The 17,215-nt window shown below is 71.1% G+C and carries 11 protein-coding genes and 1 pseudogene; 6 read left to right on the plus strand and 6 right to left on the minus strand.

Going from position 1 to position 17,215, the window contains the following annotated elements; translation table 11 throughout:
• Nucleotides 1-139: 139 nt before the first annotated feature.
• The gene (locus tag ACZ516_RS28290; protein ID WP_469012228.1) at nt 140-1,945 is read left to right on the plus strand and encodes a GDSL-type esterase/lipase family protein; all 1,806 of its coding nucleotides are present in this window, start codon (nt 140-142) and stop codon (nt 1,943-1,945) included.
• Between the two features lie 16 nt (nt 1,946-1,961).
• Here ACZ516_RS28290 and ACZ516_RS28295 read toward each other — a convergent pair whose 3' ends face one another.
• The 4 genes from ACZ516_RS28295 to ACZ516_RS28310 all read right to left on the minus strand — a co-directional run bounded on the left by ACZ516_RS28295 (nt 1,962) and on the right by ACZ516_RS28310 (nt 5,100).
• Nucleotides 1,962-2,741 (minus strand): exodeoxyribonuclease III, encoded by a 780-nt coding sequence (locus ACZ516_RS28295; RefSeq protein WP_361086134.1) that lies wholly within the window; start codon nt 2,739-2,741, stop codon nt 1,962-1,964.
• Nucleotides 2,742-2,771: 30 nt separating this feature from the next.
• A complete protein-coding gene (locus tag ACZ516_RS28300) occupies nt 2,772-3,404 on the minus strand; it encodes an MBL fold metallo-hydrolase (RefSeq protein ID WP_361086217.1) in 633 nt (210 codons plus the stop codon).
• Between the two features lie 63 nt (nt 3,405-3,467).
• Nucleotides 3,468-4,778 carry a bifunctional 3-oxoadipate enol-lactonase/4-carboxymuconolactone decarboxylase PcaDC gene (gene pcaDC, locus ACZ516_RS28305; protein WP_469012231.1) on the minus strand — a complete coding sequence of 437 codons (1,311 nt, stop codon included), beginning with the start codon at nt 4,776-4,778 and terminating at the stop codon, nt 3,468-3,470.
• A 13-nt stretch (nt 4,779-4,791) separates the two neighbouring features.
• Nucleotides 4,792-5,100 carry a hypothetical protein gene (locus tag ACZ516_RS28310; RefSeq protein ID WP_361086128.1) on the minus strand — a complete coding sequence of 103 codons (309 nt, stop codon included), beginning with the start codon at nt 5,098-5,100 and terminating at the stop codon, nt 4,792-4,794.
• Nucleotides 5,101-5,687: 587 nt separating this feature from the next.
• Between ACZ516_RS28310 and ACZ516_RS28315 the strand changes: the two genes are divergently transcribed.
• Entirely contained in the window at nt 5,688-7,184 is a 1,497-nt protein-coding gene (locus tag ACZ516_RS28315) for a serine/threonine-protein kinase (RefSeq protein ID WP_469012232.1), read from the plus strand.
• Between the two features lie 850 nt (nt 7,185-8,034).
• On the opposite strand, the gene ACZ516_RS28320 is transcribed toward ACZ516_RS28315, so the two are convergent.
• A complete protein-coding gene (locus tag ACZ516_RS28320) occupies nt 8,035-8,604 on the minus strand; it encodes a phosphatase PAP2 family protein (RefSeq protein WP_358581613.1) in 570 nt (189 codons plus the stop codon).
• 444 nt (nt 8,605-9,048) lie between these two features.
• On the minus strand, nt 9,049-9,942 hold the full coding sequence (locus tag ACZ516_RS28325; RefSeq protein ID WP_469012236.1) for an extracellular catalytic domain type 1 short-chain-length polyhydroxyalkanoate depolymerase: 894 nt from the start codon (nt 9,940-9,942) through the stop codon (nt 9,049-9,051).
• 465 nt (nt 9,943-10,407) lie between these two features.
• Here ACZ516_RS28325 and ACZ516_RS28330 point away from each other — a divergent pair, with 465 nt between their 5' ends.
• The 4 genes and pseudogenes from ACZ516_RS28330 (at nt 10,408) to ACZ516_RS28345 (ending at nt 17,191) form a co-directional block, all read left to right on the plus strand.
• Nucleotides 10,408-12,621, plus strand: a complete 2,214-nt coding sequence (locus tag ACZ516_RS28330; RefSeq protein ID WP_469012239.1) for a WD40/YVTN/BNR-like repeat-containing protein — start codon at nt 10,408-10,410, stop codon at nt 12,619-12,621.
• A gap of 94 nt (nt 12,622-12,715) precedes the next feature.
• Nucleotides 12,716-13,820, plus strand: a pseudogene (locus tag ACZ516_RS28335) (ricin-type beta-trefoil lectin domain protein).
• A gap of 215 nt (nt 13,821-14,035) precedes the next feature.
• Nucleotides 14,036-15,439, plus strand: a complete 1,404-nt coding sequence (locus ACZ516_RS28340; protein WP_469012242.1) for a non-reducing end alpha-L-arabinofuranosidase family hydrolase — start codon at nt 14,036-14,038, stop codon at nt 15,437-15,439.
• Nucleotides 15,440-15,526: 87 nt separating this feature from the next.
• Nucleotides 15,527-17,191: a glycoside hydrolase family 27 protein gene (locus ACZ516_RS28345; RefSeq protein WP_469012244.1), complete on the plus strand. Its 1,665-nt coding sequence runs from the start codon at nt 15,527-15,529 to the stop codon at nt 17,189-17,191.
• Nucleotides 17,192-17,215: the final 24 nt, after the last annotated feature.

Here is a 17,215-nt window from a genome sequence, read left to right on the forward strand (position 1 = left end):
AGGGGGCGGGAGCCGGCGGCGGGCGGTGACCGGACGTCACATGAAGCGGGCGGGCAGCGTGTTCGCGTGCCCCGTGCGACGAGTTCGCGTCGTGTTCCCGCCCCGCTCATTGACGCGCCTCCGACGCCTCCTTAGCTTCATGGCGCATCCACCATCACCCTCGGGAGGGTCCGTCGTGCGCCGACACATCTGGGGAACGGCCGCCGTGCTCGCCCTGCTCGCGGGTGCCGTGCCCGTGGCGTCGGCGCACACCACGGCCGCTTCGCCCCGGCCACTCCCCTTGGAGCGGCTCTTCGACAACAGGGCGGTCAGCGACGACGCCCGGCCCGGTGCCGCCGACTTCGACGGGGCGGGCGGCTCGCTCTCGGCGCGGGACCTTCGGGCCGCGGGCTGGACCCCCGGCCGCTCCCTGGACCTCGACGGAGCGCGGCTCGCCCGGCCGCGCACCCGGCCGGGCGAACGGGACAACGTGCGGGCCGACGGCCAGTCGGTGCGGGTGCGCGGCCGGGGCCATGCTCTCGCCTTCCTGGTCGCGGGCACCGGCGGCGCGGCGAGCGGCACCGGGACGGTGCGCTACCGGGACGGCTCGCTCAGCCGCTACCGGCTCACCGCACCGGACTGGCGTTCGGGCCCGCTCGCCACCAAGGCCGTCGCCCTGCCGCACATCAACACACCCGGCGGCCAGCTCGCCGAGAAGGCACGGCTGTACGTGGTGACCGTGCCGCTTGTCCGGGGGCGCGAGGTGGCCTCCGTCACCCTGCCGCCCGACCCGGGCGCCCCTGACCTGCACGTGTTCGCCCTTTCGGTAAGGGCGCGGACCCAGGGGTGGACCGGCAGCTGGTCGGCGGCGAGCGCCGGGTACACGGCGGTGGGGCCCTGGAGCGACCGCACCGTGCGGCTCGTCGTGCACACCAGCGCGGGCGGGCCGCGGGTGCGCGTCCGGCTGGCCAACACCTTCGCGGCGGCCCCGGTACGGATCGGCTCCGCGACCGTGGCGGTGCAGCGGGCCGGGGCCACGGCCGCGGGCGTGCCGCGGCGGCTCTCCTTCCGGGGCCGGGCGGGCACGGAGATCCCGGCGGGCGCCCGGGCGGTCAGCGATCCGCTCGAGTTCCGGGTGCCCGCGGACACGAACCTGCTGGTCAGCTTCCATCTGCCCGGTCCGGTGGCGACGGCGCCCGTGCACAGCCAGGCCGTCCAGCGCTCGTACGTCAGCGGGCCGGGCGACCACGCGGCGGACGCCTCCCCGGCCGCGTACACCTCGACGATCACGACATGGCCGCTGCTCACGGGTGTCGACGTAGGGGGCGGGCCCGGCTCCGTGGTGCTGCTCGGCGACTCCATCACCGACGGCGTGAAGTCGACGCCGGACGCCAACCGGCGCTGGCCCGACGTCCTCGCCACCCGGCTCCTGAACCAGTCGCGGGTTCCGCGCTACGGCGTCCTCAACCAGGGGATTTCGGCCAACCGCGTGGTCGCCGACCGCTATCCCGGCGACGGCGTCTCCACGGACACGGGCGGGGTCAGTGCCCTGCACCGCCTGGACCGCGACGTCCTCGCGCAGACGTCGGCGCGCACGGTCGTGGTCTTCGAAGGGGTCAACGACGTGCGCTGGGGGGCCTCGGCGCGGGAGGTGATCGCGGGCCTGCGGGAGATCGCGGAGCGCTCCCGGGCCAGGGGGCTGCGGGCGGTGGCGGCGACGATCGCGCCCTGCGAGGGCGAGTCGCTCTGCACGGCGGCGGCGAACACCCGGCGGGAGGCGGTCAACGCCTACCTCCGCGGCGGCGGGGACTTCGACGCCGTGCTCGACTTCGACGAGGTGCTGCGCGACCCCGCGCACCCGGCGCGGCTGCTCCCCTCCTATGACAGCGGGGACCACCTGCATCCGGGGGACGCGGGGCTCGCGGCGCTGGCGGACTCGGTGGACCTGCGCCAGCTGGTGCCCTGAGGGGGCCCTGAGAGGCTCAGAGGTCCAGGTCGACCACGACCGGTGCGTGGTCGGAGGCGCCCTTGCCCTTGCGCTCCTCGCGGTCCACGTACGAGTCGGTGACGGCCTTCGCGAACGGTTCGTTGCCGTACACGAGGTCGATGCGCATGCCCTTGTTCTTCGGGAAGCTGAGCTGGCGGTAGTCCCAGTACGTGTACGGGTGGTCGTACTTCAGGGGGCGGGGCACGACGTCGGTCAGGCCCGTCTCGCGCAGGGAGGCGAGGGCGGCGCGCTCGGCGGGGGTGACGTGCGTGGCGCCGACGAAGAGCGCCGGGTCCCAGACGTCGTCGTCGGTCGGCGCGACGTTGAAGTCGCCGAGGACGGCGAACGGGCGCGAGCCGCCCGCGTCCCCGGCGACAGCGGCCTTCAGGGCCTCGAACCACTGGAGCTTGTAGGCGTAGTGGGCGTGGTCGACCTCGCGGCCGTTCGGCACGTAGACCGACCAGAGGCGGACCGGGCCGCAGGTGGCGGAGACGGCGCGGGGCTCGTCCGCGCCCTCGTACCCGGGGTCGCCCGGCAGGCCCCTGACGACGTCCTCCAGGCCGACCCGGGAGATCAGCGCGACGCCGTTCCACCGGCCGGTGGCGTGGACCGCCGACTCGTAGCCCAGCTCGCGCAGCTCGGCGGCGGGGAAGCCCTCGGCCGTCGTCTTGGTCTCCTGGACGCACAGCACGTCCGTGCCGGTGCTCTCCAGCCAGGCCAGGAGCCTCGGCAGCCGAGCGGTGATCGAGTTCACGTTCCAGGTCGCGATGCGCATGCCTCACAACCTACCGGCCGCCACCGACAGTCAGAGTTCGGCCGTCTCCCCCGGCGTCAGACGCAGGTGCTCGGCGCCGCCCAGGGCCCCGATCTGGTGGTCGTAGATCGGCCGGGCGAGGTCGGTGAGGAGCGCGTCGTGGATGTCGTAGGCGCGCTGCGGCCTGACCTCCCGTACGTAGTCGATCACCTCGGAGATCTTGTTCCAGGGCGCCATGACCGGGAGCAGCAGGGTCTCCACGGGCTGGTCGGGGACGGTCAGGGCGTCGCCCGGGTGGAACACCGAGCCGTCGACGAGGTACCCCACGTTGGTGATGCGGGGGATGTCCGGGTGGATCACGGCGTGCAGCTCGCCGTGCACCTGGACGTCGAACCCGGCGGCCGTGAAGGTGTCGCCGTGCCCGACGGTGTGCACGCGGCCCGGGAAGGCGGCGGTGAGCTGGTCCGCGACCGACTTCAGCGTCCAGATCTCGGTGTCGGGGCGGTCCTCCAGGGCGGTGCGCAGCCGGCTCTCGTCGAAGTGGTCGGGGTGCTCGTGGGTGACCAGGATCGCGTCGGCGCCGAGAGCCGCGTCGCCCTCGCTGAAGCCGCCCGGGTCGATGACCAGCGTGCGTCCGTCCTTTTCGAGACGCACGCACGCGTGGGACTTCTTCGTGAAGGTCATGCGCTTCGCGCGCGAGGAGGAGCTGTCGGCGGGGTTCGTCATGCCAGTCATCCCCCCATCCTGCTACTCCGGGGGCGTGGTTTCCTCACGGATCACGGCCTGGGCGACCTTGAAGGCCGAATTCGCCGCGGGAACGCCGCAGTAGACGGCGGCCTGGAGCAGCACTTCCTTGATCTCGGCCGGGGTGAGGCCGTTGCGCAGGGCGGCCCGCGTGTGGAAGGCCAGCTCGTCGAGGTGGCCGCCGGCGACGAGGGCGGTGAGGGTGACGCAGCTGCGGGAGCGGCGGTCCAGACCCGGGCGGTTCCACACCTCGCCCCAGGCGTAGCGGGTGATGAGCTCCTGGAAGTCGCCGGAGAAGTCGTCGGCGGCGGCCAGCGCCCGGTCCACGTGGGCGTCGCCGAGCACCTCCCGGCGGACCTTGAGCCCCGCCTCGTACGGGTCGCTCCTGACCGGGCCGGCCACGGCCTCGGGCTGCTCCGGCGAGGCGATCTCCGCCACGGGTGCCACGGGAGCCATGGGCGTGACGGGGGCTGCGGGCGGCGGGGTGGTGACGGGCTTGCCGAGCGTGGGTGTGATGATCGCCGTCTGCGTGTCCTGCCAGGCCGTGGAGAAGTGGCGCACGAGCAGGTCGGTGACGGCCGCGGGCTGCTCCACGGGCGCGAGATGCGAGGCGCCGGGCACGACGGCGAGCCGCGAATCGGGTATCCCGGCGACGAGGGTGCGGGCCTCGCCCTGGCCGGTGACCTGGTCCTCGGAGCCGACGAGGACCAGCGTGGGCACGCCGATCCGGCCCAGTTCGGCGCGCACGTCGAAGGCGGCGAGGGCCTCGCAGGCCGCGATGTAGCAGCCGGGGTCGGTGGTGCGCACCATCTGCACGGCCCAGTCGGTGATCGCGGGCTGCGCGGCGGCGAAACCTGGCGTGAACCAGCGCTCGGGCGCGGAGCGGGCGATGGGGTCGAGGCCGTTGCTGCGCACGATCACACCGCACCGGCGGAACTCGTCGGCGGTGCCGAACCTGGGCGACGCGGCGATCAGCGCCAGCGAGGCGACCCGCTGCGGATGCCGCAGCGCCAGCTCGGCGCCGATGGCCCCGCCGAAGGCGCAGCCGGCGTACCCGAAGCGCCGCACGCCCAGCTCGTCGAGGGTCGCGAGCAACCGCCCGGCCAGCTCCCCGACGGACCCGCACGGGTGTGCGGGGGCGCCGCCGTGCCCGGGCATGTCGAACCGGAAGACCCGCCAGTGCCGGGTCAGCTCGGGTATCTGGCGGTCCCACATGTGCCATGTGGTACCCAGTGAGGCACCCAGGATCAGGACCGGGGCGTCTTCTGGCCCGTCAAAGCGGTATTGCAGGGTGTTCATCGGTGTCTCACTCACCCGCCAGACCCTCTCATCTGTCACGAGATGTCACATCGCCGGGGTGAACGTAGCTCACCTCAGCCCTCTCGCGACGGCGGATCGCCGGCCGCCCGTTCGCCGCCGACCGGAGCAGCCGGAACGGCTGCGAGGAGATCCCCACCACCGACGGGTCGAAGTCCAGCAGCATGACCTGGTCGCGCTCCAGCCAGGACTCGTACCCGACGTGCCCGTTGGTGGTGGCCGACCTCAACAGGCCCGGCAAGTTGCGCTGCCGTCGGTACGACGCGAAGGCGCGTACGGGAAGGGCGTGCTCGAACGGCAGGGCCCACGCCTCCACCATCGGGCGCCGTAACTCCGTCCTGTCCGGGGCGACGTAGAGCTGACGTATGCAGGGGCAAGCAGTACCGGACACTGGGCACGGCCACGCACAGCGGTCTGGCCGGGGGCACTTTTCAGCTCCGGTCGCGTCAGACGCGCGGAAACCGGTCGCCGGCACGTCATGCACGGAGACGACACATCGACTCTTGGCACCCAGCGAGTGCCCTGTTCCAGTCAGCGGGTGAGATTCGTCGCACGCCACTCGCACATCGGGTACCGCGTTGGACAGTCGGCAGCAGGCCGCCGCTTCTCGTCGGTTTCACCCTGCGCCTGCACGTCCTTCAGGGGGTGTCATCGCCAGCCGTTCGTGGCCCACGGCAGCAGCAGGGACGAGTCGGCGTACCGGCACCGGCTCGCGCACCCGGTCGTCGGCGACATCGGTTCGCCGGGCGCTCTGCGGCGGCAGCGTCGACGCCTCTCCCCCGCGGGCCCGAGCAAGCGTCGGCTGGCGGCGCCAGGGATGGCTCAATCTTTCCGGGGTACTTGCGTTCGGGGCCGTGTCGACCACCACCTGGACGAGCCCCCGCCTTTGCAGCGATGGGAGATGGCATGGGACTCCGTGAGTCGGCTCTCGCACTGACCTCGCGGTTCTCCGCCGAAGTGCTGGCCGGTCGGTATCGTCTGGACGCGCTCATCGGCTCGGGCGGTGCGGCCGACGTACACCGCGGTGTGGACCTGCGTCTCAAGCGGCCGGTGGCGGTCAAGGTCTTCCGGCCGGGCACCGACATCGGCATGGAGGAGCGCTTCCAGAGCGAGGCCGTGATCCTGGCCCGGCTGCAGCACCCCGCGCTGGTCACCGCCTACGACGCCGGAACACACCACGGCCACGCCTACCTGGTCATGCAGCTGATCGACGGGCCCACGCTGAAAGACCGCATCGCCGAAGGCACCCTGACCCCCGGGGAGACCGCCGCACTCGGCGCCGCACTCGCCGAGGCGCTGGCCCATGCCCACGAGGCAGGGGTCGTGCACCGTGACGTCAAACCGTCCAACATCATCCTGGACGCCTCGGGCCGCCCGCACTTGACCGACTTCGGTATCGCCCGGCTGCTCGACGCCACCACTCACACCGCTACCGGCGCACTCATGGGCACCGCCGCCTACCTGTCTCCCGAGCAGGTGCTCGGCCGGCCCGTCGGCCAGCGCGCCGACATCTACGCTCTTGGCCTGGTGCTCCTCGAATGCCTCACAGGCAGGCTCGAATACGACGGCGGGCCCCTGGAGGCCGCGATCGCACGACTGCACCGCCAACCCGCATTGCCCAGTTCTCTGCCGGAACAACTCGGGCATCTGCTGCGGGACATGACGGCCCTGGACGAACCAACTCGGCCGTCGGCACAGGACTGCGCCACGGCACTGGGCACTCTCACCGGCACGACGGGGCCCGCACTCCTCTCTTCTGCGGCATACGTCACGAACGCCGTTTCGCACCCGGTTCCGGCACGGGACACGAATCCCACGCACACGGACCCCGCGCGCACCGCCCCCTCGGCCGCCGCCGCGGTCGCCGTCACGCCGAAGGCCACACCCGCCCGGCGCCATGCCTTGGTCGCCGGGGGAACCGCCGCACTCGCCACTGTCCTGGCCGTCACCCTCGGCATCTCCGACAGCCCGCGGCACCAGGGAAACAACGAGAGCGGGAAACGAACCACCAGCGGCCCCTCCGCGAAATCCGATTCCCCCAGCTCTTCCGAGGGACGGAACGACACGTATCCCACGCCCCCGCCGTCATCCGCTCAGGAGACCTCCGCCACGTCGTCCGGTGACGCCGCCCACGACTCACGCACCCGTTCCGCCACTGCCCCTCCCCCGGCCGGGCGGGAACGATCCGTCAGCGCTACGACCGGTCCTGGTGCAGCCGCCAGGGGACCCGCCGGGTCAGCCGGTCCCCGAGCGGCCCCCACAGAGCGAGCTCCCCACACGGCAGGACAGGCGAAGACGGAATCGCCCGGCGGGAAGGCCGGTAAGCCCGCAAAAGAGAAAAAGGTCAAGAAGGCGCAGAAGAACGAGAAGGCAGGCAAAGAAAAACCGTCCAGGGCGCGTTGAAGGCCCGCCTGTGCCGCACAGCGCTGCGGCTGAGCGCGGCCGATGGCGGCTGCTCAGTACGTACAGCAAGTCGTCGCGCTCAGTTGCCCCAGCGCTGCGGCGCAGCCCCCACTTACGCACGCCTCAGTCGCAACGACGATGCCGCCCGGCACAGCGCGCCGACTTCAATGAGAGAAAAGTACGACCGTTCCCATGTACAGCGCTCGGCAGCGCATCGCTTCCGTGCCCGCCAAATCCAGACCGGACCGGCGCGGAACGCGCTCCGGAGCCCACCCGCCCGTGAGCGCTGCCGACATCGCGCTTGTGCGAGCCAGTCTCCCGGTCGCGAACCGCATGTCACCGAACTCGACGTCCAGCGCGAACGTCTGGTGCGGGCTCTGCTGCGCATCGCCCACACGGCGGAACTCCCCCGTCCCCTCACAGCGACCGCGACGTCGGCGGACAGAACGATGAGTACACCTCGGTGCGGTGAGCACACGCAGGCACGCCGGCTCCTTGGAGCTTGAGCATCTCGCAGAAGCCTCCGGCCTGATTGACCAGGTCCCGGTAGGTACCGCTCTCGGAAATGCGGCCCTGGTCGGGGACGATGATGCGGTCGGCGAGTGGGGCGTTGCGGCGGTCGGCTCATCCTCACAAGCACGGGGGCGGTGCAGTGGAACCCCCGGGGAGGGGCCGGGAATGCGGCCCGTACGTGAGCGAGAAGGCCGTGCGTGCAGTCCTCGGCGACGCTGTGGCCTGAGCGGTGCCGTACCGTCGAACGGCCGATACTGTCCCCCTTGGGGGGCCGCAACCGCGATGGGCCACGGGAGATCTCGTGGCCCAACGTCGCCTCCACAAGGTCGCGGCCGGTCTACGTCAGGAGGAACACTGCGGTGGTGGCCGCGCCGAGCGAGGCGCCCGCCACGGTCTGGGCGGTGGAGTGGTAGGTCAGCGCGACGCGCGACCAGCACACGGCGGCGACGAGCACGTACGCGGCGATCCACCACGGGGAGGCAATGACCGCCAGCATCGCGACGACTGCGGAGGCGACCGCGGAGTCGACGCTGATCTTCCAGGCGGAGTTCACTGCCAGGAGGACGACGGTCATCGCCCACAGCGCGATCATCGCGACGAGGATACCCGTGGGCGCGTGGCCAAGGATCATCGCCACGGAGCCGAGGCCGATGGAGCCGAGGATCACGAAGAAGATCGGGGCGCGCTGCGTGCGGTCGACGACGTGCCTGTCGCCCCAGGTTCCGCGTTTGCGGTGCCACTCGATGTAGGCCGCGGGGATGATCCCGGCGCAGACGGCGCCGAGGAGCCCCCAGGGGAGGCCGGTCCAGTCGCCGGCGGCGGCCAAGCCGATGCCCAGCATGCCGACGAGGAGGACGTTGCGGGGTTGGAGTGCGTCGGTGATGGTGCGAGCTGCGGTGGTGCTCATGCGTGTGCTCCGATAGCGGCGAGCAGGGTGTGTGTGCCGGGTCGGCGGTGGTCTTGACGTAAGCCTTGGCGACGAGGCGGAGCCATGCGACTTCGCTGCTCTGGCTCGTTGCCGGGGCCTGTTCGAACGCGGCGAACTTCGTTCCGGTGGGGCGGCCTAGTCACCAACCACGTTGACATATCTGGACCGCAAGGCCCTGACCTGCTCTTACGCCCCTGACCTGGACCACCTAGACCCCACAGGACGCACTCGCCCACCTGTGCCATGTGGTCCCCAGTGAGGCACCAAGGATCAGGACCGGGGCGTCCTCCGGCCCGTCAAAGCGGTATTGCAGGGTGTTCGACGGTGTCTCACTCACGCCCCAGACCCCCTCACGTCTCCCGGACGCCCCTATAGCGTGGGGGTACGGGGGACCTGTCTGACCAGGTCGAAGACCTCGCGGGCCTAGCGTGCCAGGCCCATGAATCTCAGGGCCAGCAGTGCCATGCCGGGTTTGGGCAGCTCGTGGCCGTAGCCCTGGAAGCTGTTGGCCTCGACCGGTGGCTGCGTGCCGGCGTCACCGTAACGGGTCCTTGTCCAGTTCGGCTGGGGCTGGTCGGTGAAGACCGGGGTCTGGCCGACACCGTGGACGTTGGTCCACTGTTTGATCTCTTCGCCGAGGTTGTGGTGGTCGAGGGCCTCGTCCTGAGTGCCGTGCCACAGTTGGATGCGCGGCCGCCGCCCGGTGTGGCCGGGGTGGGCGGCGCGGGCCAGGTCGCCCCACTCCTGCGGGGTCTTGGTGATGTTGCCTGTGGAGCAGTCACTGTTCCAGCCGCGGAAGGTGCCGGTGTAGAAGCAGTGGTACGGCACGCCCATGAACGCCGATCCGGCTTTGAACACGTCCGGGTAGTCGGCGAGCATGACATTGGTCAGCATCGCGCCGGAGGAGATGCCGGTCATGTAGACCCGGTGCTGGTTGGCGCCGCGTTTCGCGACCTCCCACCGCACCATGGACATCACGCCGGCCGGGTCGCTGGAGCCGTCGTGCTTCAGCGCGGCGTCCGACGCGACGTCCCAGCACTTGATGTCACCCGTGATCGAGGGGTAGACCACGATGAATCCGTACCGGTCGGCCAGTGACGCGAATTCGGTGTTCTGGTACACGTCAGGGCCGGAGCCGGTGCACCAGTGCGCGACCACGAGCACGGCCGGATGACGGGGCAGCTTGGCCGGCACGTACTCGTACATCTGGAGGTTCGTCGGGTTGTGGCCGAAGTTGTCGACCAGGGTCAGCGTCGCCGTGGACGCCGGTGACGCAGACGTCACGCCGCCCGCCATGACGCTCAGGGCCACAGCCACCGCAGTGGCCGCCCTCCTCAACCACCCTCCGGCCCTGCCGACGGGTGTCGCCCCCGCCAGGCGGGCGGCCGCGCCCGCGAATCGGCGCCTTTGTCTGCTCATGCTTCCTCCACCGTGCGGGACGTGTCGAAGCGCTTGAACAGACGCGAGGTTAGCGACACACCGTTCCGTCCGACAAGCCTCGCGACCCATCAAATTCTGGTTCAGGCAACCCCGTTGGAGGAGCAGTTCCGATGCCAGACAGAGGCAGGGGAGGAATCTCCGTACCGACCCTTGTAGGCCCCTGGGCGTTCGCCTAGCCTGGCAGCCACGTCGAAGCGCTTCGAATGCGTCACCCGCGTTTTCTGCCGGCCCTCGCCGTTCAGCCCTCCCGCGCTGTACCGACAGCCATCCCCCTGTTCTCCGCGGTCGGGTACGGGAGCGCCCGCGGCCTCCCCCTTTGTCCTGCACGGAAAGAGGAGAGTCATGCGCGCATTCCACCTCAGCAGACGAGCCGCACTCGCCGGGACCGCCGCCACGGCCGCGGTCGCCGCCCTGCCGGGCCTGCGAGGACGTGCCGAGGCAGCGGGGAGCGGTGCCGAGGCCGCGGGCCCCGTCTACCGCTGGCGCAACGTCGTCCAGGGCGGGACCGGGTTCGTCACCGGCGTTCTCTTCCACCCCTCCCGCCGAGGCCTCGCCTACGCCCGTACGGACATCGGTGGCGCCTACCGCTGGGACGACCGGACCGACCGCTGGGTCCCGCTCACCGATCATCTCGGCTGGGACGACTGGAACCTGCTCGGCGTCGAGGCCCTGGCCGTCGACCCCGCCCACCCGGACCGGCTGTACCTCGCCCTCGGCGCGTACACCCAGTCGTGGGCCGGCAACGGGGCCGTACTGCGCTCCGAGGACCGCGGTGCCACCTGGAAGCGCACCGACCTCACCGTCAAGCTGGGCGGCAACGAGGACGGACGCGGTACGGGAGAGCGGCTGCTCGTCGACCCCCGCGACAGCGACACGCTGTGGCTGGGCACCCGGCACGACGGCCTGCTCAAGTCGACTGACCGGGGCGCCAGTTGGCGGCCCGCGAGCTTCCCGGCGGCGCCCGGTGCCACCGGTCAGGGCGTCACGTTCCTCGTCGCCGCGGGCCGTACGGTCTACGCCGGCTGGGGCGACTCCGACGGCACCGCCGGCCGTCCCCACTTGTACCGCACCTCTGGCGGCGCGACCTGGGAGGCCGTCCCCGGGCAGCCCGCCGGCACGGCGGCCAAGGTGCCGATCCGCGCCGCGTACGACAGGCACACGCAAGAGCTGTACGTGACGTACGCCAACGCGCCGGGGCCCAACGGCCAGTCCGACGGCAGCGTGCACAAGCTGCGCACCGCCGACGGCAAGTGGACCGAGGTCACGCCCGTGAAGCCGGGCGGAACCTCGAGGGACGGGTCCGTCGACTCCTTCGGCTACGGCGGTGTCGCCGTCGACGCCCGCCGCCCCGGCACGGTGGTCGTCTCCACGAACAACCGCTGGGCCGAGACGGACACCGTCTTCCGCTCCACGAACGGCGGCCGCACCTGGACGTCCCTGAAGGACAGGGCCGTCCTCGACGTCTCCGAGACCCCCTACCTCAAGTGGGGCACGGACAAGCCCAAGTTCGGCTGGTGGATCCAGGCCCTCGCCCTGGACCCGTACGACTCGCAGCATGTCGTCTACGGCACCGGCGCGACCCTCTACGGCACCCGCGACCTCACGCACTGGGCCCCGCAGATCCGCGGCCTGGAGGAGGCGTCCATCCGCCAGTTGGTCTCGCCGCCCACCGGTGAGGCGCACCTGCTCAGCGGGTCCGGGGACATCGGTGTGATGTACCACGAGCGGCTCACGGCGTCGCCGTCGCGCGGCATGGCGTCGAACCCGGTGTTCGCCACCTGCACCGGCCTGTCGCTGGCGGCGGGCAAGCCGTCGTACGTGGTCCGGGCGGGCTGGGGCAACGAGGGCAACGGCGCCTTCTCGAACGACGGCGGCAGAACCTGGGCGCCCTTCGGCGCGCAACCCGCCCACGCCGAGGACGCGCCGGGGCCGATCGCCACCAACGCCGACGGCAGCGTGCTGCTGTGGTCCTTCGGCGCGGCGAACCTCGGATTCCGCTCGACGGACAACGGCGCCACCTGGTCCGAGGTCGCCTCCTTCCCGAAGGGTGCCGCTCCGGTCGCGGATCCCGTGGACCCGGCCCGCTTCTACGCCTTCGACACCGCGACCGGCACGGTGTTCGCCAGCACCGACAGCGGCCGGACCTTCGCCGCGCGAGCCGGTGGCCTGAGCGCGGGCGACAGCGAGTTCCAGTTGACGGCTGCTCCGGGCCGCTCCGGCGACCTGTGGCTCAGCCTCAAGGGGGACGGCCTTCACCGGTCGACCGACGCGGGCGCGACCTTCGCCGAGGTCGGCAGCTGCCGTGCCGCGCACACCCTGGGTTTCGGCAAGGCCGCGCGGGGTGCGTCCTACCCGGCGATCTACCTGGTCGGTGCCGTCGAGGGCGCCAACGCCATCCACCGCTCCGACGACCAGGCGAAGACCTGGACGCGGATCAACGACGACCAGCACCAATGGGGTTGGACCGGAGCCGCCATCAGCGGTGACCCGCGGGTGTACGGGCGGGTCTACGTCGCCACCAACGGACGCGGAGCGCAGTACGGGGAGCCCGCCTGACGCCCGTCCCGGGCAACCGCCCTGCACGGGAGTGCGGCCGGACGGCGGCCGGCCCTGTTGCTGGAGCACTCACTCACAGAACTGAGGAGACTGCATGAGAAGGTCTTGGTTTCTCTCCCTGATCGCGCTTGTCGCTGTCACGTTCGGGGTGACGGCGACGGGTGTGGCCCCGGCCTCCGCCGCCTCCACCACGCCCTTGCGGGTCATGCCGTTGGGCGACTCGATCACCTGGGGTGTGGGAAGCAGTACCGGCAACGGCTACCGCGCGCCGTTGCGGGACCGGCTCGTGTCGGACGGCCATCCGCTCGACTTCGTGGGCACGGTGCGCAGCGGTTCGATGTCCGATCCGGACAACGAGGGCCACCCCGGGTACCGCATCGACGAGATCGCCGCGCTCGCCGACGCCTCGCTGACCCGCTACCGGCCCAACGTCGTGACACTGCACATCGGTACCAACGACCTCCAAGGGGCCTCCGAGGTCGACAGCGCCATCGGCCGGCTGAGGTCGCTGGTCGGCCGGATCACCGCCGACGTCCCCGACGCCACCGTCCTCGTCGCCTCCCTGGTGGTGTCCACCAGCAGCTCGGAGGAGCGGTTCCGGGGCACGTACAACCAGGCCACCCGCCGTATCGTCAGTGACGCCCAGGCCGCGGGCAAACACGTCGCGTTCGTCGACATGAGCGCGCTGACCGCGGCCGACCTGGCGGACCCGCTGCATCCCAACGACTCCGGCTACCAGAAGATGGCCGACGCCTTCCACCGCGGTGTCCGGTCCGCGGACAGCGCCGGGTGGCTGAGGAATCCCGCCCCTGCGCCCGCCCGCGTGCGGTCCGGCGTGGCGGGCAAGTGCCTGGACGTCAACGGCGCCCAGAGCGCCGATGGAACCGCCGTCCAGACATGGAGCTGCGGGGAGGGCGCCCACCAGTACTGGTCGGCCTACACCGACGGCACCCTGCGCTCCCTGGGCAAATGCCTCGACGCCGCGGGCGGCAGCACGGCCAACGGCACCAAGGTGCAGCTCTGGTCCTGTCACGGTGGCCCCAACCAGGTCTGGCAGCCCTACGACGGCGGCTACCGCAACCCCGCCTCCGGCCGCTGCCTCGATGTGCCGGGCGCTTCCACGGCCGACGGCACGCAGCGTGCTGTGGGACTGCAACGGCGGCCCCCAGCAGAAGTGGACCACCCTGGCCGGCGGCTGACCCCCCGTCCCGGGGCCGCAAAAAGCCGCCCTGTCACATGCGTTGACTTCCGCACGGGACACCCTCTACGTTCGGCGCCACTCCTCGTCCGGTAACTCGACCCACGTTCGAAATACCGGTCAAGGGCGATGCGGGGAAGGTCCACCGGGTCGACGGTCCAGACAGCCGGGGGCGGGGCCGGACCGGGAACGCTCACTCAACGAATGAGGTCCGAATTGCGCAGGCTACGTTTCAGCCGCAGACAACTGTCCGTGGTGCTCGCGACCTTGATCGCCGCGGCGACGCTCGTCGTCAGTCCCTCTCAGGCGGCCACCACCGGTGCCGTGCGCGGTGCCGGTTCCAACCGGTGTCTCGATGTACCGGGCGCCGCCCGGACCGACGGCACGGGCGTGCAGATCTGGGACTGCTCCGGCGGGAGCAACCAGCAGTGGACGCTGACGGACGGCAACCAGCTGACGGTGTACGGCGACAAGTGCCTGGATGTCCCGGGCCACGCGACCACGGCCGGCACCCGGCCGGTGATCTGGTCCTGCAACGGCGGTACGAACCAGCAGTGGCGGGTGAACGCCGACGGCACGATCGTCGCCGTGGAGTCCGGGCTGTGTCTGGACGTCAGCGGCGGCGCCACGGCCAACGGCACGGTGGTGCGGCTGTGGAACTGCAACGGCGCCGACGCCCAGAAGTGGACCGGCCTGGCCGGCACGCCCCCCTCGTGTTCCCTTCCGTCGGCCTACCGGTGGACGTCGACCGGTCCGCTGGCACAGCCGGCGAACGGTCAGGTGGCGCTCAAGGACTTCACCACGGTGACGTACAACGGCCGGCACCTGGTCTACGCGACCACCTCCGACGGGACGTCGTGGGGTGCCACGATGTTCCGTCCCTTCACGAACTGGTCGGACATGGCCTCGACCGGCCAGACCAAGATCAGCGGGTCCGCGGTGGCGCCCAAGCTCTTCTACTTCGCCCCCAAGAAGATCTGGGTGCTGGTCTCGAACGGGTGGGGAACCGCTTGGCCCTTCACGTACCGCACGTCCAACGACCCGACCGATCCCGCGAGTTGGTCCGCGCCGCAGGCGCTGTTTACCGGCAGCGTCCCCACCGGCGGCCCGATCGACCCGACCGTGATCGCCGACGGCCAGAACATGTACCTGTTCTTCGCCAACGACAAGGGCAGCATCTTCAAGTCGACCATGCCGATCGGGAACTTCCCGGGCAGCTTCGGCTCGTCGTACACGACGGTGATGAGCGACACCGAGGAGAAGCTGTTCGAGGCGCCGGAGGTCTACAAGGTCCAGGGCCAGAACCAGTACCTCATGATCGTTGAGGCGAGGGGGGCGGGCGGCCGCTACTTCCGCTCGTTCACCGCCTCCAGTCTGAACGGTCCGTGGACCGTCCAGGCCGGCAGCGAGAGCAGCCCCTTCGCGGGCAAGGCCAACAGCGGTGCCACCTGGACCAACGACATCAGCCACGGCGACCTGGTCCGCACCAACCCCGACCAGACGATGACCGTCGACCCCTGCAACCTCCAGTTCCTCTACCAGGGCAGGTCCCCTTCATCGGACGGCACCGACTACCTGAAGCTGCCCTACCGGCCGGCCCTGCTCACCCTGCGGCGCTGACCCGCGCGCGTGTGATCGCACGCGCGTGACCCTGCCCCTTGTGAGAGGCGGAGCGGCTTCCGCTCCGCCTCTCGGGAAGGACCTCCCATGGTTTCCCTGCGCAGACGACTGCTGCGTCTCCTCACAGCCACCGCACTGGCGCTCACCGCCACCGCCACCGCCTCTGCCTCCGCCTCTGACACCGTCGCCACGGCCGCCGAGGCCGCACCGGGCAGCCCCGCGCCCACCCCTCCGCTGGGGTGGAACAGCTGGAACAGCTTCGGGTGCGGGATCACCGAGGCGCAGGTGCGCGAGGCCGCCGACGCGATGGTGTCCTCGGGCATGCGGGACGCCGGATACCGGTACGTGGTGGTCGACGACTGCTGGTTCGACCCGCGGCGTGACGCGGCCGGCAACCTGCGGGCCAACCCCACCAAGTTCCCCGGCGGAATGAAGGCGCTCGGTGACTACATCCACGGCAAAGGACTGAAGTTCGGCATCTACCAGGCCCCCAACGAGAAGACGTGCGCCCAGGGCGTGGGCACCTACCCCGGCTCCACCGGCAGCAAGGGCCACGAGGCGCAGGACGCCACCACATTCGCCTCCTGGGGCGTGGACTACCTCAAGTACGACTGGTGCTCCAGCAGCGGCACCCTCCGCGAGCAGGTCGCCAAGTTCACCCTGATGCGCGATGCCCTGCGCGCCACCGGCCGGCCCATCGTCTACAGCATCAACCCCAACAGCTTCCACTCCCCCGCCGGTGACAAGTACAACTGGGGCGAGGTCGCCGACCTGTGGCGGACGACCGAGGACCTGCTCGACATCTGGCAGAACAACAACACCAACAGCTACCCCATGGGCGTCGGCAACGTCCTCGACGTCACCGCGCCGCTCGCCGCGCAGTCGGGACCCGGGCACTGGAACGACCCTGACATGCTGGTCGTGGGCCGCCCCGGCCTGTCCCTGACCGAGTCCCGCTCCCACTTCGCCCTGTGGGCGCTCATGAGCGCCCCCCTGATGGCGGGCAACGACATCCGCACCATGTCCGCCGACGTGAGCGCGATCCTGCGCAGCCCGCGCCTGCTCGCGGTCAACCAGGACCCGCTGGGCGCGGGCGGGCGCCGGGTCCGCGACGACGGCGCCACCGAGGTGTTCGCCAAGCCGCTGTCCGACGGATCCGTGGCGGTCGGCCTGTTCAACCGGGGCGGCGCCACCGCGACCGTCACCACCACGGCCTCCCAAGTCGGGCTGTCCGGCGGCTCGTTCTCCCTCACCGACCTGTGGTCGGGCGCTGCGTCGACCACCTCCGGGCAGATATCGGCCAGTGTCCCCGCGCACGGTGTCGCCGTGTTCAAGGTGACGGGCGGCAGTCCTCTGGCCGCCACCACCGCACGCCTGCGCGGTACCGGCTCCGGCCGCTGCCTGGACGTGGACGGTGCCGCCACGGCGGCCGGGACCAAGACGCTGATCTGGGACTGCCACACCGCCGCCAACCAGCTGTGGACCACCTGGGCCGGCGGCGAGGTCCGCGTCTACGGCGACAAGTGCCTGGACGCCTCCAACCAGGGAACCACCAACGGCACGCCGGTCATCATCTGGCCCTGCAACGGCCAGAACAACCAGAAGTGGACCGCCGGTTCCGACGGTTCGCTCCGCAACGCCCATGCCGGGCTGTGCCTCGACGTCGACGGGGCCGGGACGGCGAACGGGACTCCGGCCGTCCTGCGGACCTGCAACGGCCAGAGCAGCCAGAAGTGGTCCGCCCTCCGGTAACAGGCAGCCACTGCCCCCGACACG

It is taken from the genome of Streptomyces sp. NPDC034037 (genome assembly GCF_055575715.1).